Origin of the sequence: Prevotella veroralis DSM 19559 = JCM 6290, assembly GCF_000377625.1 — a bacterium.
Lineage (GTDB): Bacteria > Bacteroidota > Bacteroidia > Bacteroidales > Bacteroidaceae > Prevotella > Prevotella veroralis.
The window spans coordinates 120,484-141,674 of record NZ_KB898328.1 but is presented as its reverse complement, the minus strand read 5'-3'; the positions used below and the strand labels follow the sequence as shown (position 1 = coordinate 141,674).

Genomic DNA, 21,191 nt, shown 5'->3' with positions numbered 1-21,191 from the left:
TCATAATTCATAATTCACAATTCAAAATTATGATTAGTTCTGTTGTTGAAAAGCACCAATAAGTTCTTTGCTATGGCATTTTTGACACAGATTACACGGAAGACACAAAGCCTAAAGGCGACACAGAGTTCCTAAAGGAACATGGGAATCCACAGAAGCTCACGCCCTTGTCTAATTCAAAATTCAAAGTTCATAATTCAAAATTATGATTAGGTAGAGTTGACGAGTTGATAGTTGACAAGTTAACAAGTTGTTTGTTCTGTTGGAAAAGTGGTACTATCTACTCCCCTCTCCATTACTTCCCTTCGGTCTGTGACCGTTGGTTCGGAGAGGGGGTGAGGCTTCTCCTTTTCCCCTTGGAGAGGCTGGGCGAGGCTTTACTTCTTGATATTTGCCTCCTGAAGACCGTACTTCTTCTTCTTATCAATGACGATAAGAACGAGCGAAACAACGATGGCTGCAACACCACAAGAGGTGAAGAACGCTTCCATGGAGAAGTAGCTTGGGTCGTTCTTATTGAATGATCCAACTGCCATTGGAACTAAACTCAAACCGATATTCTGTATGTAGAAGATGATTGCATACGCTGAACCGAGGAGCTTCATAGGGATGATCTTAGGTACACTTGGCCACATCGCAGATGGCACCAAAGAGAATGCTACACCCAAAACAAGCATGATTACAACTGCAAACCAGCCCACTGGGAGGATGTGAATCATAAAGATGAAGTGTACACAGGTGAGCATTGTACTACCAATGAGCATAAGAGTTGCACCCTTACCAATGCGGTCGTAAAGCGTTCCGAACAATGGGGTGAGGAGGATGGTACCGAATGGTATCAATCCTGGGAGCACTCCAGCAAAGGTGTCGGAAACGTTATAATTGGCAATCATCAGCTTTGTTGCAAACTTTAGGAATGGGAATACTCCACTGTAGAAGAGCAGACATAGAGCTGTAATACACCAGAAACCTGGGTTGGAGAAGATAAACTTCAAGTCGGAGAAGTGGAACCCTTCATCCTCGCTATCTGCCGTATTCTGTCCCTCAACTGCCTCTGTTGACGCATCGAGTTTCTTATCCATTACGGTGTAAACAATGAATGCAAGCAAACCAATGATGAGTAGAACGAGACCAAGAAGGACTGGCGCACTAACGTGACCGCCCATCGCTTTGGCAAAAGGTAACGAACCCATCATGGCACCGGCAGTACCAAGACGAGCCAAAGCTACCTGTATTCCCATCGCAAGAGCAAGTTCGTGACCAGTGAACCACTTAGTGATTACCTTTGAAACTGTGATTCCGCAGATCTCACAACCCACACCGAATATAGCGTAACCAAGCGATGCTACGGCCGCAGACATTGGTAAGCTGAAGTTGAAAGCACTGATAGAGAAGACGCTATCACCAAAGTCGGTGCTAACGCCGAAGTACTTAATTGCAACACCGGCGACCATCAACGAGCATGCCATAACACCTGTGAATCGGATGCCCATCTTGTCTAATATGATGCCACCGAAGAACAACATGAGTAGGAAGACATTGATAAGTCCATAACTACCAGCGAAGAATCCGTAGTTACTTGACGTCCAACCGAGTCCGCCCTGAGCCTTTGGAGTCTCCAAGAGTGCCTCCAATGGCGACATTACATCAGTGAGGAAGTACCCCATCATCATAGTAAATGCAACTATAATCAGGGCTGTCCAACGGGCTTTAGGACTGTCACTGAGCTTTCTTTGAATTGTTTCTACCATTATAATTGATTGTTTTGTTTTTTCTTGATTATTATCTTTTGTATTTCTCATGAGTGCTAGTTTCCTAGAAGTTCTAGGTATCTTAAAAACAATTAGGATACCTAGAACCAGTCCTCCTCATGCTTATTTCTTCTTCAACCAGCGGTCGAGCCAATTAAAGAAGGTACGCTGCCAGAGGATACCATTTTGTGGTTTCAACACCCAGTGATTCTCATCTGGGAAGAGCAAGAGCTCTGCTGGGATGCCACGCAATCGAGCGGCATTAAATGCGCCCATGCCTTGGTTGGCATTAATACGATAGTCTTTTTCACCATGGATACATAGTATCGGGGTGTCCCATTTATCAACGTTTAGATGTGGAGAGTTGGCGTATGTGCGTTGAGCAGACGCACTCTTGTCCTTGTTCCAATACGCATCATCATACTCCCAGTTGCTGAACCAAGCCTCTTCAGTGTCCGTGTACATGCTCTCAAGATTGAATGCTCCATCGTGAGCAATCAAACACTTGAATCGCTTGTTGTGTATTCCTGCAAGGTAGTAAACCGAGAATCCACCGAAAGAAGCACCTACTGCGGCTAAGTTATCCTTGTCAACAAAGGGCAAATTCTGCGCTGCGTCGTCAATAGACGATAGGTAATCACGCATGCACTGACCCGTCCAATCGGTACTCACTTGTTCGTTCCATTCACTGCCATAACCCGGTAGTCCGCGACGGTTCGGGGCTATTACTACATAGCCATTAGCCGCCATGATCTGTAGATTCCAGCGGTAACTCCAGAACTGAGAGACGGGACTTTGAGGTCCACCCTCGCAGAACAAGAGAGTTGGATAACGCTTGTTAGGATCGAAGTGAGGCGGTGTAATGACCCATTCCTGTAACTTCTTTCCGTCTGAAGTAGCGACCCAGCGATCTTTAACCTCGCCTAAAGCGAGTTGGTCGAAGATGTGTTTATTCTCGAAAGTAAGCTGTGTCTGTTGGCTATCCGCATTGCCTTTTGAGGGCGTGATAGCGTAGATTTCATTCGGTTGAGATATGCTCTGTCTAATACCTAAGAGCTGTTTATTACCTAACAGAGCGATACTTACATAGTTGTGGTCGCCCTTTGTTAGTTGACGAACAGCCCCCTTGAGGTTGGTCTGATAGACATTAACGGTTGCATGCCATACTCCGATGAAGTATAAAGACTTAGAGTCAGCACTCCAAGTATAGTCATCTACATTCGAGTCGAAGCTCTCTGTAACATAAGTCTTGCGTCCTGTTGCCAGTTCGTAGACGCAGAGTCGATTGCGATCACTCTCATATCCATTGCGTTTCATGCTCTGCCAAGCAATGTATTTGCCGTCAGGTGAGAACTTAGGGTTGACATCATAGCCTACATTAAAGTCTCCTGACTGATGGTTGACAGCCTGATCTCGCATGCTCTTTGTCGCATCAATCTTAGGTTCAACATAGTCGGCTGGCTTGCAGAGATTGGTTGTCTTACCCGTTTCCACATTATATATATATATGTCGGCATCGGTAGAAATAGCATATTGAGTGCCCTCCTTCTTACGACAAGTATAGGCAACTGACTTTGAATCAGTGCTCCAGTCAATCTGTTCTATCCCTCCGAAAGGCGCCATCGGACTCTCATACGGCTCACCCTCAAGTATGTCCTTGCCTGCATCCACGCCATTAGCAGTGACGTTGGCAACGAATGGGTGAGCATTAGAAGTTACGTAGTGATCCCAATGGCGATAGTTCATATCAGTGATTAACATACCTGTTGCCTTTGGAAGATCATCTGGATTTTCCTTGATAGTGCCGTGATAAGGAATGCTCTTGACCAATACCACGCGCTTCTTGTCAGGTGAGAATCGGAAGCCTTCGATGGCTATGTCAGAGTGAGTCAATTGATGTCTATTACTGCCATCGATCGACATTGTCCATAGCTGACCATCGGTTAGGAAAGCAAGAGTCTGGTTGTCCAACCATGCCACATCACCCTCACTTCGAGCCGAAGTAGTCAGTAGTTTGTCATTCTTACCATCGGCATCCATGATGCGAATCACTTGATGTCCTCGATTCTCTTTAACACTGTAGTAGCCTACCTGGTAAGCGATCTTCTTGCCATCAGGAGAGGCTTGTGCCGACCCGATTCTACCCATAGCCCAAAGGGCTTCAGGCGTCATCAGGTCGCTTTTCAGCGTGATGTTGCTACGTCCGATATTGACTTCCTGTGCCTGAGACACAGTCCCCGTCATCATCAACGCAGCTGTCATTGCGACCGTTAAGTTCCTGTTCATAGTTATAGACCTTTCTTTTGTTTGTTTAAATCGTCCTGTTTCTTACGCATTTCCTCTTGCTGTTTCTGCTGCATCTCTTGTAATGCTTGCATACGAGCAAAGAGACCGCTCGACTTCTTCGGATTGTTTTTTGCTTCCTTCCTATGCGCCTCGAGGATTGCTAAGAGCTTCTCGTCATTGGTCGTCTTACGCAATGTCCACATGATAGCAGCCGAGAAGAAGAGGGAGACGAAATAGTAGAAGTTCAGTCCAGAAGAGTAGTTATTGAACATAAAGAAGAAGAAGAGTGGCATCGCAAACATCATGTATTGCATCATTTTCATTTGGTCTGCTTGCTGTCCAACCATCTGATCTTTCTGTTGTTGCATTGTGAACCAAGAGTAGAGAAGATTGGCTCCGCAGAATAGAATACACGTCAGTGAGAGGTGGTCACCGATAAGCCATAAGTCGCTATTCCACGACCAGATTGGGTCGTAAGTACTGAGATCCTTCATCCAAAGGAAGCTCTCTCCACGCAATTGGATGGCGTTTGGTACGAAGTTGAACATCGCAATCCAAATAGGCATTTGGATAAGCATTGGCAAGCAACCAGATAATGGACTCACACCATACTCGGCGTATTTTTGCATCATAGCTTGCTGTTTCTGCATTTGATCTTCAGGCTTATTAAACTGCTTAGTAGCCTCATCGAGCTTTGGTTTCAGCACCCTCATCTTAGCCGAACTCATATAACTCTTCTTCACCATTGGGTATGTGATGAGCTTTAATAATAAGGTGATAAGGATGAGCACAACGCCCATTGGGAACACTTTACTTAGCCAATCGAAGACGTAAAGAGTGAACCATCGGTTGATAATACGGAACAGTGGCCACCCGAGATAGACGAGTCTCTGCATGTCAAGGTCTTTCCCGAAGCGACTCTCCTTTTCGACTGATTGCAATAGACGGAAGTCGTTCGGACCGAAGTAGAACTCAAATTCTGATGCCTTCCTACCCGTTGGATCGAATCCAGCCTTCATGTTGGCAGCATATTGCTTGAGGTATTTTGTCCCTTTCTCAAGCGGTGTACTCTTGAGCTGTGCACCTGTTGCAAAGTTGTCTTTAGCGATCATCACTGCTGAAAAGAACTGATTCTTGAAAGCCACCCAGTCCATTGGCTCCTCTGTAGTCTCCTCTTTCTCGGAGGTCTCACTGAGGTAGTCTGTACTGCCATCGTGCTTCTTGTAGGTCAGAGTAGCATATCTGTTCTCAAACATAAAGCCACGTTCTTGCTGTCTACACCTATCCTCCCAGTTGATATCCATTTGGTTATAATTAGGTGCAAACATACCACTCATGCCTTCAGCCTGCAATGACATGTGAAGGAGATAATCCTTTCCAAGGGTATAGTTCAGCGTCAAGGTCTTACCCTTTCCAGCCTCAGCAGTAAGCGTAACGGTGCTATCGGTGACATTAGAAGGCGTAAAGTAAAGATCCTTTGTTTCGATGTTTGAGGTCTTAGCAGACAGCATGAAGTTAAGGTTCTGATCGTTCCCACTGAATAAAGTAAGGTCTTTCTGATCCTTAGAACCATCCTTTACATCGATGTCATGACCTACATAGTTCTTGATAACTACCTTACGAACAACACCGCCCTTAGTCGATAGGGTCAACTCCACCTTACCGTTCTTTAGTGTGATATCTTGCGCCTTTCCATTCAGTGCCGAATGAAAGAGAGCAGTAGTATCAGTGGCAGCCTGCGCCTTCTGCTGCGCCAGTTTTGCTGCTTGCAGTTGCTGACTTTGAGCTTTCTTAGCCGCTGCTATCGAATCGAGAAGAGCCTCTTTTTGTTGTTGTTCAAGCTGCTCTTTAGATGGTTGTTGCCACCATGCAAAACCAAAAAGTACTAGGGCTATAAGGATAAACCCAGTAATAGTTTTCTTATCCATTTATTGTTTTTTCTGATTGTCTATAGATGCTTTTACGAATGAGAGGAACAATGGGTGGGGGTGAAGAACCGTCGATTGATACTCTGGATGGAACTGAGTTCCGATGTACCAACGTAGTCCCGATACCTCAACGATTTCGACTAACTCACTCTCAGGATTGTGTCCGACGCACTGCATACCATGCTTTTCAAACTCTTTCTCATAGTCGTTGTTAAATTCATAACGGTGACGATGGCGTTCCTGAATATGCTCTTTTTTATAAATATCAAATGTCTTTGAACCCTGACGAAGCACACACTCGTAAGCTCCCAAACGCATAGTTCCACCCATGTTGGTTATGTTCTTCTGCTCCTCCATGATGTCAATAACGTTGTGCGGAGTCTTTCCGTCAATCTCACGAGAGTTCGCATCCTTATATCCGAGGACGTTACGTGCGAACTCAATAACCATCATCTGCATACCAAGACAGATTCCGAACGTTGGGATGTCATGGGTTCGTGTGTAATGAGCAGCTACGATCTTACCTTCGATACCACGCTGTCCAAAGCCCGGACAAATCACTATTCCGTCCTGTCCCTTTAGCTTTTCTGCAACGTTATCTTCAGTTATCTCTTCTGAAGAAATGAATGTTATAACGGTCTTGTGATCGTTATATACACCTGCTTGAAGCAGTCCTTCACGAATACTCTTATATGCATCTTGCAGATCATATTTGCCCACGAGACCAATATGTACTTCTTTCTTCGCCTTGCGCTGACGGTCAAGAAACTCCTTCCAAGGACCTAAGCCCGGTGTAGGACCAACCTCCTCGCCACACTTACGGAGTATTGCTGCATCCAAACCTTGCTTCTGCATGTTGATAGGAACATCATAAATGCTGGGCAGATCCTCGCTTTGAACAACGCAATCCATGTCTACGTTACAGAAAGCAGCTACCTTCTTACGAATGTCATCATCGAGGTGCTTCTCTGTACGAAGCACGAGGATATCAGGCTGAATACCCACACTCTGCAACTCTTTCACACTATGTTGTGTGGGCTTAGTCTTCAACTCGCCCGCTGCACGGAGGTAGGGCACGTATGTCAAATGGAGGTTGATAGCACGCTTGCCGAGTTCCCATTTCATCTGACGAATAGCCTCCAAGAATGGTGCCGACTCAATATCTCCGATCGTACCACCAATCTCTGTAATCACAAAGTCATAGTGATACTTCTTGCCAAGGAGCTTGATATTCCGCTTAATCTCGTCTGTTATGTGTGGAACAACTTGTATGGTCTTACCGAGATAATCGCCCCGACGCTCCTTATCAATGACACTCTTGTAGATACGACCAGTGGTCATTGAGTTTGCCTTAGTGGTCTGTATGCCTGTAAAACGCTCATAGTGACCGAGGTCGAGATCGGTTTCCATACCATCAACAGTTACGTAGCACTCCCCATGCTCGTATGGGTTTAGCGTTCCCGGGTCGATGTTTATGTACGGATCAAACTTCTGGATGGTGATGTTGTAACCCCTTGCTTGCAGGAGCTTACCGATAGATGACGATATAATACCTTTCCCTAAAGAGGAAACGACACCGCCCGTTACGAAGATATACTTTGTTTCAGCCACGATTATGAATGTTTAATTATTGTCTAAACTACCTATGTTTTATAATTACATACTAATGTGCAAAGATACTACTTTTCTATGAATTAGCCCGCTTATAATAATGTTTTTTAGACAAAGCGAGGGGCTTTTATCATCGTACATGCTATTCGCTGTAATTCAAAATTAAAGCCTCTCCCCCATCCCCTCTCCGAATGGAGAGGGGCGTGAGTAGTACTATTTGCTAGCAAGGTAGCAATAGAAAGAGATAGAGATAATGATGTTTTAAAATGGAAGGAACGCCTTCTTTCAATCAAAGAGGGCGTTCCGTCGCATCGAAGAGAGGCTTCCTTCACATCAAGGAAACGCCCTCTTTGTTTGCAAACAGTACTGTTCACTCCCCTCTCCATTCGGAGAGGGGGCGGGGGTGAGGCTTCTCTTGAATTAGACAAGAGCCTCCACACGCAAACACTTGGTGGTTGATTCGGTGAGGCGGAAGTGGTGATTGATACGCTGACCGACTACCCATAAGATTGTCCCCGTGGCATCTTGCAAGACAAGTTGCGTGCGCTTCTCAAAGCGATTACGCTTCCGATTGGTTAAGAAGTCGCTTACTAATTGCGTTCCCTGCATACCCAATGGGGTGAAACGATCGCCCACCTCTGTTCGACGAAGGGTCAAAGGGAAACGGATGGAGGCTGCATCTAAGTCGATGATATTCGCATCCTTCGAGAAAGAAAGGGGTGTTTGTGGGTTGCGAAAAGACGTCGTTAGTCGGATAGAAGTATGTTCATCATAGATATAACGCCCCGTTTCAGGAATGACGAGTGGGCGTGGAATATCGTGTTCAAGCGGTAGAACGAGCAGAGAATGCCGATTGTGCGTAAGCTCATAAGCCGTTGACTCCCATAGTTGCCCCGTCTTTTCGTCTGCAAGTTCGGCTACTTCTGTAATCTGAGAAGTAGTAAATCCGAGTGGTTTCAACACATAGAAAAGAAGATAAGAAGGCGCAGGGAATTGCCGAACAACCTGTAAATCAAGAGCAAAAGGAACATTCTCTTCGGGTCTGAAAGGACGTTTGAAAGATATTTCCTGACTATTCCTAAGAGGCTTGACAGCCGATTGTAACGCCTGCAATAAAGATTCTTCTACAATCTTATCTACATCCATCAAGTGCCGAGCCGTTGTAAGAATAGCATCGTTAACAGACGGGTTGATGGCTGCTAACTGGGGTAAAATATTCAATCGGAGTTTGTTTCTTACAACGTCATCAACGAGGTTTGTACTGTCAGTAACATACGAGATAGCTTGCTGATGGAGGTATTCTTCTATCTCCTTACGGCTCACGCAGAGCAGAGGACGCACGATATCGCCCTTCTTCGGACGGATTCCAAGCATACCGCTAAGCCCCGTTCCACGCACAAGATTGATGAGTATAGTCTCAACGGAATCCTCTTGATGATGCCCAACACATATCGCATCAGCCCCAAGAGCCTCTTTCAACTGAAAGAAGTAATGATAACGCAGTTCACGTGCAGCCATCTCTATGCTCACTTTATGCACCTCGGCATAGATCAAAGTATCAAAGTGAGCAATGTGAAGAGGTATGTTTAATTGTTTACACAGGCTCTGGCAATACTCCTCATCACGATTGCTTTCATCGCCACGGAGGTGGAAATTGCAATGAACAGCGTCTGTCTCATAACCTAACTGGCGCATTGTCAACAGCAGGGCGACGCTATCAGCACCGCCCGAAAGGGCTACAAGGCAATGAGCCTTAGGCTTTAAGAGCTGTTCCGAGGCTATGTAACGCTTGATCTTATTCAACATATAGCACCAAGCCCTTCAAGTATTCGCCTTCAGGATGATATATATTGATGGGGTGATCGGCTGGTTGATGAAGCTGATGGAGTATCCGCACCTTTCGACCCGCTTGTGCGGCAGCTGTGAAAACAGCCTGTCTGAAGTTGTCTTTAGTCACTACCTGCGAGCAACTGAACGTAAAGAGAATACCGCCAGAGCGTATCTTTTCAAAGCCTTTCACATTAAGACGTGTATAGCCACGAAGCCCGTTCTTCAATGCTTGTCGGTGTTTGGCAAAGGCCGGGGGATCGAGTATAATGAGGTCATACTTGCCTTCGTTGTCATCAAGATACTTAAAGGCATCCTCGCAGAAAGCCGCATGTCTCGTGTCTTCGGGGAAGTTTATTTCGATGTTCTTGTTGGTTAGTTCGATGGCTTTCGCCGAACTATCGACAGAATGAACACACTTAGCTCCACCGCGCATAGCGTACACTGAGAATCCACCCGTGTAACAGAACATATTGAGAACACTGCGTCCTTGGGCATAGTATTCCAATAAACTGCGGTTCTCCCGTTGGTCAATAAAGAAGCCAGTCTTCTGTCCTTTCAACCAATCAATATGGAACTTTAAACCATTCTCTATCGCTATGTTGTTATCCGTCTGACCATAGATAAACCCGTTCTCCTGCCCTAAGTCGGCTTTAAAGGGTAAGGTGGTCTCACTCTTGTAATAGATACTATCGAGTTGATTTCCCATCACTTTCACCAGTGCGCGAGCAATGACTTCACGACAGACGTGCATCCCGACAGAGTGAGCCTGCATAACAGCTGTTGTGCCATATACGTCTATTACAAGTCCGGGAAGGTTGTCGCCTTCACCATGAACGAGGCGGTATGTGGTATTGGGATAGCCCTCCTTGCCTTCACCCGACTGACGAATTACACCGATGGCATTGCGTACCTGCAAGGCAGCAGAGAGCCTGCTCTCCCAGAACTCATCGTCAATCTCGATATCATGGAATGATAAAACACGTACAGAGATAGAGCCTATTTGGAAGTGACCAACAGCTATGAAGTGGTTGTCATGGGTCATCACTCGGACGATATCTCCCTCTTCCAATCCTTCATCTATTCGACTGATTGCACCCGAGAAGATCCATGGATGGAAACGAAGCAGGCTGTCTTCCTTTCCTCGCTTCAAGTATATTTGCTTATACATAAGTGTTTTTTCGTTTTAAATTCCTTTCATCTTACAATCAATAAAAGGCTTGCACACAGACTTATTCAGCCTTGTGTGAAGCCTCAACAGGGGTTGCTGATTCCGGAGTGGGTACAACAACTAATTGGTAATCGCCCGTCTCCTTCATCTCATGCAGGCGTTCATAGAGTTTGATGCAAGTCCAAGCATCGGTGGAAGCATAGAGTTTCTGCTTATCATTCAACACCTCATTCTCCCAGTTGGAGAGCTGTTGACGCTTGGTAATACGCTCGTGGAAAACGTTAGCATATAGTTTCTGAAGACTCATGTCTTCGATTCCTAACGACTTAACATAGTCTTGTAAGTCAATAAAATAGCCCGGTTTGAAGTTGGCGCGTTGGTGAAGCATGAGCATATCATCGCTTAGTGAGAGTCCAACCTTGGGCACCGTGGTATCTTCCAAGAACCGCTTTATGCAATCAGGAAGCCCCATGTAGTTCAGACGAAAGAGGAAACACACCTCATGATCACATGCTTGTAAGAGCGCAACCTTGCGTCGGTGCCCCTTTTTGAACACTGGTCTTGTTTCCGTGTCGACGCCTATAATATCTCTGGAGAGCAAGTAGTCTACTGCTTTCTCAGCCTCCGTCTCATTGAGAATGACAACAATTCGACCGGGAAAGGTCACTCTTGGTAATTGAGATATCCTACTTTTATCGAACTTATTATATATTACTTTATTCATTTCCAATACTCAACTGACTTGCAAAAGTATAAAAAAAGTATTAAAACCTGTACTTATGTGGCATGAAATTATTACTTTTGCAAGGATAAAACATTGATAAGATAAATGGCAAAGAAGAAATCCGAACGCAAGAGCAAGACGTTCACTGAGGCACTGGGACTCGATAATATCATTAATGACAAGACGGGGTTTGTGGTCGGACTCATACTTTTGTGCGTTGCTATATTCATCTGCATTGCTTTCTTCAGTTACTTTTCTACGGGACAGGCAGACCAGAGTTTGGTTGTAGATATGCGTCCCGGAGAGGTTCAGAATAGTGCTCGTGAGTTCCAGAACTACTGCGGTTCTATCGGAGCATTGCTTTCTTACGGTCTTATCTCACGTTGTTTCGGTATTCCGGCATTCCTTATTCCCGCCTTCATAGCACTTTGTGGCGTTCGAATGATGGGTGCTTACAAGAAGATAAGTTTGTTGAAATGGTTTCTCGGAATGGCTCTTATGATGGTATGGGGGTCTGTTACGTTTGCCAAGTTCCTAACTCCTTTGATGGGAGATCAGGTCTTTAACCCTGGAGGAGACCATGGCGCATTCTGCGTGCAATATATGGAGAACCTTATAGGAGCACCCGGTTTGGTGTCGTTATTAGTGATAGTTATGATCGCATACCTTACCTATTTGACCGCAGAAACTATCACCATCGTACGCAAACTACTGAATCCTGTGGGCTACATACGTAATAAGGTGAAGTTCACGGTGGTGCATGATCATTTCCACGGAGGTACTGACAATGAGCAAGAAGATGATGAGGTCATGCCGAATGAGGCGTTGGATGATGAGGAGGAAACGATCGATCCAACTCTTGCAGAGCCTATCGACTTATCAACCACAGCCTCTGGTGTGGAGCGACTCCCCGATTCGTTCCCTGACATAAAAGCCCCTTCTGCAAAGAAGAAGACCGATAAGCAGGATGACAAACCGGGCTTTGATGTGGAAGACACACATAAGACCGAGGAGGCAAAAGGGAACACTGTTGCCAATGAAGAATTACTCTTAACGCCTATAAACCCACGTGAGCCCTTCACGAATTGGAAGTTCCCTACACTCGACCTGTTGAAGCAGTACGACTCAGATAACAAGACTAACTATGTGAGCCATGATGAGTTAGAAGCGAACAAAGACCGCATTATAAAGGTTCTAAGCGACTTCGGCGTACAGATCCGAAGCATACGTGCAACGGTAGGACCCACTATCACGCTCTATGAAATTACTCCCGCGCAGGGCATACGCATATCTAAAATAAAGAACTTAGAGGACGATATCGCCCTAAGTCTTGCTGCCATCGGTATAAGAATCATAGCTCCTATGCCGGGAAAGGGCACCATTGGCATTGAAGTTCCTAATGCGAAACCTAACATAGTATCGATGTTCTCCATCCTAAACTCTAAGAAGTTCCAAGAGTCGAAGATGGAGTTACCAATTGCATTAGGCAAGACGATCACCAATGATGTGTACATGGTCGACCTCGCGAAGATACCTCATCTACTCGTAGCGGGCGCTACTGGACAAGGAAAGTCCGTTGGTTTGAATGCTATCATCACTTCGCTCTTATACAAGAAACACCCGAATGAATTGAAGATAGTGCTTGTTGACCCTAAAAAAGTTGAGTTCAGCGTGTACTCCCCAATAGCTAAACCATTCATGGCAGCCGTTGAGGAGAACGAAGAAGAGCCTATTATCACTGACGTACAGAAGGTTGTTAAGACGCTGAAAGGGCTTTGTGTGCTCATGGATGAGCGTTACGATAAACTCAAGGCAGCTCGTGTTCGTAACATAAAGGAATATAATCAGAAGTATCTGAACCATCACCTCAATCCCGAGGAAGGGCATGAATACATGCCATACATCGTTGTTATCATTGATGAGTTCGGTGACTTGATCCTCACGGCAGGTAAGGAAGTGGAGATGCCAATCACTCGTATCGCCCAATTAGCACGTGCCGTTGGTATCCACATGATTATTGCTACACAGCGACCAACGACCTCTATCATCACAGGTAACATCAAGGCGAACTTCCCGGGACGCATTGCTTTCCGCGTAGGAGCGATGATGGACTCTCGAATTATCCTCGATCGACCGGGTGCACAACAGCTTGTTGGACGTGGAGATATGCTTTATCTCAACGGAGCCGACCCTGTTCGTGTGCAGTGCGCATTTGTAGATACACCTGAAGTAGAGAGTATCTCGAAGTTTATCGCTAATCAGCTGGGACCTGTGGCACCATTGGAAATACCAGAGCCATTGTCTGATGACGAGGCAGCTGGCGGTGGTTCGCTCGATACCCACAGCCTCGATCCGCTCTTCGAAGAGGCTGCTCGCGCCATTGTTGTCAATCAACAAGGATCAACGAGTATGATTCAACGTCGCTTCTCTATCGGTTACAACCGTGCCGGAAGACTGATGGATCAGATGGAGAAAGCCGGTATCGTGGGGGCTGCGAAAGGCTCTAAACCACGTGAGGTACTGATCAGTGACGAGGTAAGCCTCGATAATCTCATGGCAACACTACGTGGGTAACAGTCACTGAAAAACAACTTTAAGAAGAAAGAAACACGTCGATTAAAACAATACGACAATGAAACAAATTAAGTATCTACTATTATTTGTAGCCATCCTGATGGCTAACAGCACCTTTGCACAGAGTGCGGCAAAGGCTAAGGAATGCCTCGATAAGGCAACTGCGATCGTCTCTAACCAGAGCGGAATCACGGCTCGTTTCACACTGTCAAGCCCCAGCACGGGTCGCACCAGCGGTTCTATCTCTGTCAAAGGGGCTAAGTTTGTTGCCACAACGCCGCAAGCTACGATTTGGTTTAACGGCAAGACGCAATGGACTTACATGAAGTCTACGAACGAGGTAAACGTTTCTAACCCTACAGAGAGTCAACGAGTAGCCATGAACCCATACGCTTTGATGACCATGTACCGCCAAGGTTACAACCTCTCAATGACGTCTCAAGGTGGCTCATACGTCGTTCACATGAAGTCTACTAACGCTAAACGCAGTGTGTCAGAGGCTTTTGTAACCGTTAGCAAGGGCTATCAGTTGCAGGGAATAAAGATGAAGCAAGGAGGGAAATGGACTACTATTAAGGTTAGTTCTATCCAACGCAAGAGTCTGTCGGATGGCATTTTTAACTTCAATAAGAAGCACTGCCCGAGTGCAGAAGTTGTCGATTTAAGGTAGTATATCATCTCTCTTCAAGTCTTATTCATCGATAAACAAGAATACAGGAAGAGCCGAAGATGACTTATTGGGAGACCCTTCTAACCATTCACCAACACTTCTCTCTCGCTGTAAAACGCATTAAACAAAGGAGAGCCAACCGCATAGCAAGGTATATCTACTATGTGGTGAGGTTCTTTGCCTATGGTTATATTGCGTGGGGCGGATGGCAACTTGCGACCATGGCAACGCAGGATGGTTATGGTGGCTACCGTCTTATCTTCGTTCTCCTACCTCTTTTTCTCATCATTGATTACCTCTTTCGATGTGCTACCACACGTCAGGAGTTTCTCCGATTACGCCCTTATCTCCTCTTACCCCTACCTCGTTATGCTTGTGCCGACTATCTCATCTTTCGTCAAATAGCACAACCAAGCAACCTATTCTTACTCCTTATCGCCGTTCCCTTTGGTCTCCACACGTTGACACCCGCTTTCGGAACGATGGAGATAGTAGGGTATATCATTGGTTTCTACGTACTTAGTCTCATCAACGGACAGTTTTATCAACTCTCGCAAACGCTCATTTCGCGCCATATCGCCTATTGGCTCCTGCCCATAGTGGTTTATCCTCTCCTCTTTATTCCCTTCTTCTTCGTCCCATCCATCGATGCCCTCTTCGAATGGGCAGCCCTCTTTGCACAATTAGTAATGCGGGGGAACATCGCTTTTTATCTACTAACTCTCCTCTTACTCACCTTTCTCTTTGCCCTAAACAGGCGTGTTGTCCTGCGTCATATCTATTATGAAGCATATACAATAACGGCTCAGAAGAAGACAAAACGCCGTGTTCTATCGCTCAACTTCTTGGAACATTTCGAAGAGTTAAGCGAATACTTGAAATTGGAAGTGCGTTTCATCCAGCGTAACAAACGTATGCGTCGAGCCTTCATCGGCAACACCTGCTTTATAATCTTCTATTTGTTCTTGACGTCCTACAGCTCGGATGCGAGTTCCGCAACGTCCGATTCTATCCTCCTCTATTGTTTCTCTACCTACGGCATAGCCTTTCTTACCCCCTTGATGTGCTATGATGGCAACTATTTCGAGTGCCTCGTCATGCTGCCAAACAGCCTATATCAACTCTTATTAGCCAAGTATTATTTCTATTCTGCGCTCCTCCTCATCCCCGTTCTGTGCTCTGTTCCGGCAGTGATTGTGGGTAGTGTGAGTGCATGGACAGTCCTTGCTTTCCTCCTTTATACCGCTGGATTCACTTATAGGATACTCTTTCAAATGGCTATATATAATAAGGTGTCATTCCCAATGAATGCCTCGCACTCTGCCAGCCGTTCGAACACGAAGATTCCTTACATGCAATACCTCATGCCATTCATAGTGCTCGGTCTGCCCGTGCCTATCATCATCTTAGGAAGAAACCTCAATCTCGAGCATCTCTCCAACCTCCTTCTTTCCCTCATCGGATTACCCTTTATCCTCACACACCGCCACTGGCTCCGACAGATCAACCGCCGAATGGAGGAACAGCAGTACGACCAGATCGCCGGCTTCCGAGGCTGTTAGACAGAAGAGGAGAAGCCTCACCCCCGCCCCCTCTCCGAATGGAGAGGGGAGTAGATAGTATTATTTACAAACAAAGAGGGCGTTTCTTCACATCGAAGAAACGCCCTTTTCATTGCAAGGAAACGCCCTCTTCAAATTGAGAAGGGCGTTCCCTTTGTTTTTAGTTCTGCTGTTCCAGCTAACGAGGCATAGCCTCGCTACACTCCGACTATACACCACTTCGTATGCAAACAACTCCGTTTACGCCCCTCTCCATTCGGAGAGGGGACGGGGGTGAGGCTGCTTTTCCAACAGAACAAACAACTCGTTTACTTGTCAACCAGTCCACTCGTCAACTCATACCAACCACACTTTAGAAGTTAAGCAAGACCTTTGGGGAGGACATCCCCTCCTTCGGAGGGGCTTGGGGAGGCTTTAATTTGAATTTTGAACTTTGAATTTTGAATTAAACAAGAGTCTCCCCTAACTCGCTCCCGTTAGGCACTCCTCCCCTTGGGGGAGGCTGGGAGGGGTTTCATTCCCATGTTCCTTTAGGAACTCTGTGTTGCCTTCAGGCTTCGTGCCATCCGTGTATTCCGTGTTAAAAATGCCCCAGCAAAGAACTTATTGATGCTTTTCAACAACAGAACTAATCATAATTTTGAATTTTGGACTTTGAATTTTGAATTAAAGAAAAGGGCTTTGGGGAGACCTTTTATGATTCCTCTCAACCAGAAATACAGCTCTTCTTGTAGTCGGAAGAGGAGCCAAGAACGGCGGAAAGGATGGTAGCCAAACTTGCGACGGAGGCTGGGGCGGACAAGAGAAAGGTTGATTGTTGCCCACACATGATGCATGATGTCCAGTCCACGACGGCGGTCGGATGGGGAGAGCGAACGGCGATGACGATAGTAAAAGAAGTAGAGTCCCACGAGATTCAACCATCGTTCGGTCTCGTAAAGAGCAAGGATTTCATCGGAAACATGCAAGTCGAGCAGCTGACGACGCATACTCTCATTGGCAAGGAGATAATCGAAACGGCGCACACTCACCGCATGCGTGACTGAAGCAACTTGTTGCCTGTAATAATAGATGCCCTCACAAAGAGCTATGCGACGCGATTTGTAATAATGTATTCGAGTAGTGTTATCATCACTATATGCCCTTTGCGACTCGTCGTATGGGTATGCTTTGTGTATCTCACGATGCACAACATAGCACCCATGTATAGCCCATGTGAGACTCTTTCGGAAGCCTTCTTCACCTGTCATCGTGGTGAATTGGGGCATAGGATAATCCTTTGTATGCCCGTCTGGATAGGTATAAACGAGGTGAAAGAGAACCGAATCAACCTCCTTTTCGTCGAATGCTTTAACCACAGAAGACAGTGCATCCAAAGACAACCAGTCATCACTATCCACAAAAGCGATATACTCGCCCGTTGCACGTGATAGTCCAACGTTGCGTGCGTGAGCCTGTCCTTTATTTTCATCAAGACTTATGACCTGCACACGTGGGTCTTTCATGGCATATTGTCGCAGTATTTTTAAGGAAGAATCAGTCGATGCATCATCCACACAAATCACCTCAATGTCATGCAATGATTGGTTAAGAAGCGAGTTAAGGCAGGCTGGCAGATAGTCAGCTGTGTTATAAACCGCAACGAGAACACTTACTTTTGGTGTCATTTCAAGCCTTTTTTCTGAGTTTATGGGTTAATGTTGTCCATAGGTCGGTCTTACTCCTTAACACCCGAACGGACGCTATCGCACTCACGAGGCAAAGCCCACTTGCCACGCACCAACGCCATTGCCAGAGTTCAGAACGCACGCAGAAGAAGGTGAGAATACCCAATGTAAACTGGAAAGCAGTGAGTTTCACGACATCAGCCGATAGTCGATAACGATAGTTGCGAGCCATATAAACATAGACAATGAGCAGGTGGAGCGTACCAGCGAGGGCTATTCCTATACCCGCGCCAGTGATTCCCCACTTGTTGAAACACGTGAGGAGCAATGCTACTAACAATAGATCGTAAGTCGATTCGAGGATGAGATAAGCTCGAGAAGCGCCCTTTGCCAAACTAATATACTCCATCGGCAAGCGCACGGCACGCACATACATAGCCAAGACGAGCACTTGTGCCATGCCAAGAGCGGGTAGGAACCGCCCTGAATAGAGCACTTCAAGGAGCTGCGGAAGCAACAGAAGGAAGAGAGCAAGCAGTGGGGAAACGAGCAAAAGGGTTACTTCAATCTGGCGATTGACGGTCTGACGGAAAGTAAACGACAGCTGATTGACCCCCGAGAGACGTGGGAAATAATCGGTTTCCATGGCAGAGAAGATCATTCCAGCATATACCATTGTCATCATATAAGCGGCATTATAGAAGCCGACAGTCGCTGTATTGGCTACGTTGTTGAGGTAACTTCGGATGATGAAGTCGGCTCCTGAACCCAATACACCAGCCAGTACGAACGCCACACCGAGCCGAATCATTCCTAAGCCAGCACCCAAATCGGAACGTGAAAAGGATAGTTTGAACGGATAGAGACGCCAAGAAGCACTGAGGGTGAGCACCACTTGCACCAAAGCAGCAAGCAGTAAAGAGGGGACGATGGCACGCTCTCCGAAGAAGTAATATAATGGGATGGTGAGCAAGGAAGTGCCGAGAACATTATAAACGGATAGTTCTGCCAGCTGTCGGAGGCGTCGGACGGCTTTCAAAATAGCCATTTCACCATTTGTGATAGCCGTCAATGCGATGATAGGAGAGAGTAAGATGAAATCGAAAGTATAACCATTCCACGAAAAGGAATAGTGACTCAACAACGGACTCAAGGCTATGCAGACCACCATTCCGAGCACAGCTGTAAGCAAACTCCACGACCGCACGATACGAATATCAGCCTGCAAACGTTCGTCCTCACCATTGTCATAATCGCTGGAGAGGCTTCGCACGGCACTTATCGCTATGCCGAAGTTGGTGGAATCACTAACTAATCGTATCGAAGAGTTGAATAATGAGATGAGACCAACACCTTGTGGACCTAACAACAAAGCCACGATTTTGTTGCGGATAATGCCTATCAGCACATTAAGTCCTTGTACACCACCAAACAAGCTGATATACTTCAAGACATGGAGATAACCATCGGTATTAGTGCTTTTTTTCATCTTCTATATGAACGGAAACCATTCTTTTTTATTATATTTGCACCAAATAATATTACATGTTACTGTCTATTATCATTCCAATCTATCGTGTTGAAGACACCATCCAACGCTGTTTGGAGAGTGTGCTCATGCAGTTGGACGATAGGATGGAACTGATTATCATTGACGATGGAAGCCCCGATGATTCGGCAAAGATAGCCTCGAGAATGATTCAAGGACGGGCGAATTGCACGCTTATTCATCAATCGAATCAAGGCTTATCGGCGGCTCGCAACACGGGACTGGAGCATGCGCAAGGGGAGTATGTGACCTTCATTGACTCTGACGACTTTATCCAAGAAGGTACGATAGAGGCGTTACTTGCAGTGCTGGATATGCACCCGGAATATGACATACTGGAGTATCCTGTGATGCAACATCACGGCAAGAAGCAATGCGAGAAGTTGCTTACTTTCTCTGAAAAGGCGTTCACCTCGGCTCGAGACTATTGGCTTGGTGGGGGCTACCGGCATACTTACGCATGTAATAAATACTATCGTCGACGGCTCTTCGAGGGCGTTCGCTATCCTGTTGGAAAGGCGTTTGAAGATGCTTACACATTGCCTTTCTTACTCGCAAAAGCGGGTGTGATAGGGACGACGGGACGGGGTCTTTATTATTACACAGATAACCCTCAAGGTATTACGGCACGTGCTGGAGGACAAGAGCTAACCCATCTTTTGGAGGCTCACTTGTGTCATCTCGCACAATGGGGGACGTTGACAGCAGCTTATTATGAGTCACTTTTGAACATTCAAATGGATGTTTATGAGGCAACGAAGGCTGCTCCAGTGCTCCCAGTACTCCCTTATAAGGGTACAACGAAACTATTGATTCTTCATTTAATAGGGCTTAAACGCTTATGTCAACTCAATCAATTTATACACAAAATGGGCTTACGAAACCGTTAGTTAGTTTCATCGTGACCTATCACAATGAGCCTCTTGAGATGCTTCGAGAGTGTATCAACAGTATTCTTGCGCTCTCGCTCGCTGAGACGGAACGCCAGATTATTGTCGTAGATGATGGCTCTGAACGCTCACCCATCGCTGAACTCATGGAGTTGTCATCGACTATCTATTATCTAAGACAGGACAATCAAGGATTGAGTCAGGCTCGAAATAGAGGCATAACATTGGCTGAAGGCGACTTTATTCAGTTCGTTGATGCTGACGACTATCTGCTTATTAGCCCTTACGAGCAGTGCCTTGACATCGCAAGATACAAGGATGCAGACATGGTGATGTTCTTTCCTTCGGACAAGCCAACGGCTACTCCAAGTCCAGACTGGACTGGTCCGGTGAGCGGAACGGACTATATGACGCATAACAACATACACGCCAGTGCCTGTGGATACCTCTTCCGCCGTTGCTGCCTACATGAGTTACGATTCCCAAAGGGCTTTGTGCATGAGGATGAAGAGTTCACCCCGCAGCTCATGTTACGCATTGAAAAACTTTACGTAAGCAACAACAAGGCTTATTACTATCGTCAGCACGAGGGTTCCATCACCCATTCTCGGGACTTGAAGAGCAAGTTGAAGCGTCTAACTGACTTCGAGAAGATCATCAACCGACTGAAGGATAAGGTGGAATACTTGCCTGTTAAGGATCGAATAGCTATGGAGCGGCGCATTGCGCAACTAACGATGGACTATCTATATAATGTTATTCGCCTCACTCATGACGCTGGTCACTTGGAGAAAATATTGCAACGACTGACCGACCAAGGGCTCTTCCCATTGCCAGAAAAGGACTACACGCGTAACTATAAACTGTTCCGAAGACTCATCAACACCGCTTGGGGACGTAAGATCTTGCTGTTGGCTTTGACGTTCAAGAGGTAGTCTTATATGATAATTCATTCATCCACAAAGTAGGGACAGACGCCCT

14 protein-coding genes are annotated in these 21,191 nt (G+C 46.0%); 5 read left to right on the top strand and 9 right to left on the bottom strand.

Going from position 1 to position 21,191, the window contains the following annotated elements:
• Positions 1 to 377: 377 nt before the first annotated feature.
• From D464_RS0105365 to D464_RS0105335, 7 genes are all read right to left on the bottom strand, one after another.
• On the bottom strand, positions 378 to 1,802 hold the full coding sequence (locus tag D464_RS0105365; protein WP_018910491.1) for an MFS transporter: 1,425 nt from the start codon (positions 1,800 to 1,802) through the stop codon (positions 378 to 380).
• Between the two features lie 72 nt (positions 1,803 to 1,874).
• Complete coding sequence (locus D464_RS0105360; RefSeq protein ID WP_018910490.1) at positions 1,875 to 4,037, bottom strand: S9 family peptidase; 2,163 nt, start codon at positions 4,035 to 4,037, stop codon at positions 1,875 to 1,877.
• Between the two features lie 2 nt (positions 4,038 to 4,039).
• Positions 4,040 to 5,965, bottom strand: coding sequence for a membrane protein insertase YidC (gene yidC / locus D464_RS0105355; protein ID WP_018910489.1), 1,926 nt, complete (start codon positions 5,963 to 5,965; stop codon positions 4,040 to 4,042).
• Positions 5,966 to 7,576 (bottom strand): CTP synthase, encoded by a 1,611-nt coding sequence (locus D464_RS0105350; protein ID WP_018910488.1) that lies wholly within the window; start codon positions 7,574 to 7,576, stop codon positions 5,966 to 5,968.
• A 420-nt stretch (positions 7,577 to 7,996) separates the two neighbouring features.
• Complete coding sequence (gene tilS, locus D464_RS0105345) at positions 7,997 to 9,382, bottom strand: tRNA lysidine(34) synthetase TilS (protein ID WP_018910487.1); 1,386 nt, start codon at positions 9,380 to 9,382, stop codon at positions 7,997 to 7,999.
• Entirely contained in the window at positions 9,372 to 10,574 is a 1,203-nt protein-coding gene (locus D464_RS0105340) for a class I SAM-dependent rRNA methyltransferase (protein ID WP_018910486.1), read from the bottom strand. Before D464_RS0105340 ends, tilS begins: the two co-directional genes overlap by 11 nt.
• Positions 10,575 to 10,635: 61 nt before the next feature.
• Entirely contained in the window at positions 10,636 to 11,298 is a 663-nt protein-coding gene (locus tag D464_RS0105335) for a 3'-5' exonuclease (protein ID WP_018910485.1), read from the bottom strand.
• Positions 11,299 to 11,403: 105 nt separating this feature from the next.
• On the opposite strand from D464_RS0105335, the gene D464_RS0105330 reads away from it, so the two are divergent.
• Genes D464_RS0105330 through D464_RS0105320 form a run of 3 tightly spaced genes read left to right on the top strand, consistent with a single transcriptional unit; the run spans position 11,404 to position 16,104 of the window.
• Positions 11,404 to 13,872: an FtsK/SpoIIIE family DNA translocase gene (locus D464_RS0105330; RefSeq protein WP_018910484.1), complete on the top strand. Its 2,469-nt coding sequence runs from the start codon at positions 11,404 to 11,406 to the stop codon at positions 13,870 to 13,872.
• A 58-nt stretch (positions 13,873 to 13,930) separates the two neighbouring features.
• Positions 13,931 to 14,542 (top strand): LolA-like putative outer membrane lipoprotein chaperone, encoded by a 612-nt coding sequence (locus tag D464_RS0105325; protein WP_018910483.1) that lies wholly within the window; start codon positions 13,931 to 13,933, stop codon positions 14,540 to 14,542.
• 59 nt (positions 14,543 to 14,601) lie between these two features.
• Positions 14,602 to 16,104: a DUF5687 family protein gene (locus D464_RS0105320; protein ID WP_018910482.1), complete on the top strand. Its 1,503-nt coding sequence runs from the start codon at positions 14,602 to 14,604 to the stop codon at positions 16,102 to 16,104.
• Between the two features lie 632 nt (positions 16,105 to 16,736).
• Here the strand turns inward: D464_RS0105320 and D464_RS0105315 are convergent.
• Together D464_RS0105315 and D464_RS0105310 are read right to left on the bottom strand one after the other, a co-directional pair.
• Positions 16,737 to 17,771 carry a glycosyltransferase family 2 protein gene (locus D464_RS0105315; RefSeq protein WP_018910481.1) on the bottom strand — a complete coding sequence of 345 codons (1,035 nt, stop codon included), beginning with the start codon at positions 17,769 to 17,771 and terminating at the stop codon, positions 16,737 to 16,739.
• Position 17,772: 1 nt separating this feature from the next.
• Positions 17,773 to 19,260 carry an oligosaccharide flippase family protein gene (locus D464_RS0105310; protein WP_018910480.1) on the bottom strand — a complete coding sequence of 496 codons (1,488 nt, stop codon included), beginning with the start codon at positions 19,258 to 19,260 and terminating at the stop codon, positions 17,773 to 17,775.
• Positions 19,261 to 19,316: 56 nt separating this feature from the next.
• Here D464_RS0105310 and D464_RS0105305 point away from each other — a divergent pair, with 56 nt between their 5' ends.
• Together D464_RS0105305 and D464_RS0105300 are read left to right on the top strand one after the other, a co-directional pair.
• The gene (locus tag D464_RS0105305; RefSeq protein ID WP_018910479.1) at positions 19,317 to 20,210 is read left to right on the top strand and encodes a glycosyltransferase family 2 protein; all 894 of its coding nucleotides are present in this window, start codon (positions 19,317 to 19,319) and stop codon (positions 20,208 to 20,210) included.
• On the top strand, positions 20,162 to 21,145 hold the full coding sequence (locus D464_RS0105300) for a glycosyltransferase family 2 protein (RefSeq protein ID WP_081618096.1): 984 nt from the start codon (positions 20,162 to 20,164) through the stop codon (positions 21,143 to 21,145). The genes D464_RS0105305 and D464_RS0105300 overlap by 49 nt, the downstream gene beginning before the upstream one ends.
• Positions 21,146 to 21,191: the final 46 nt, after the last annotated feature.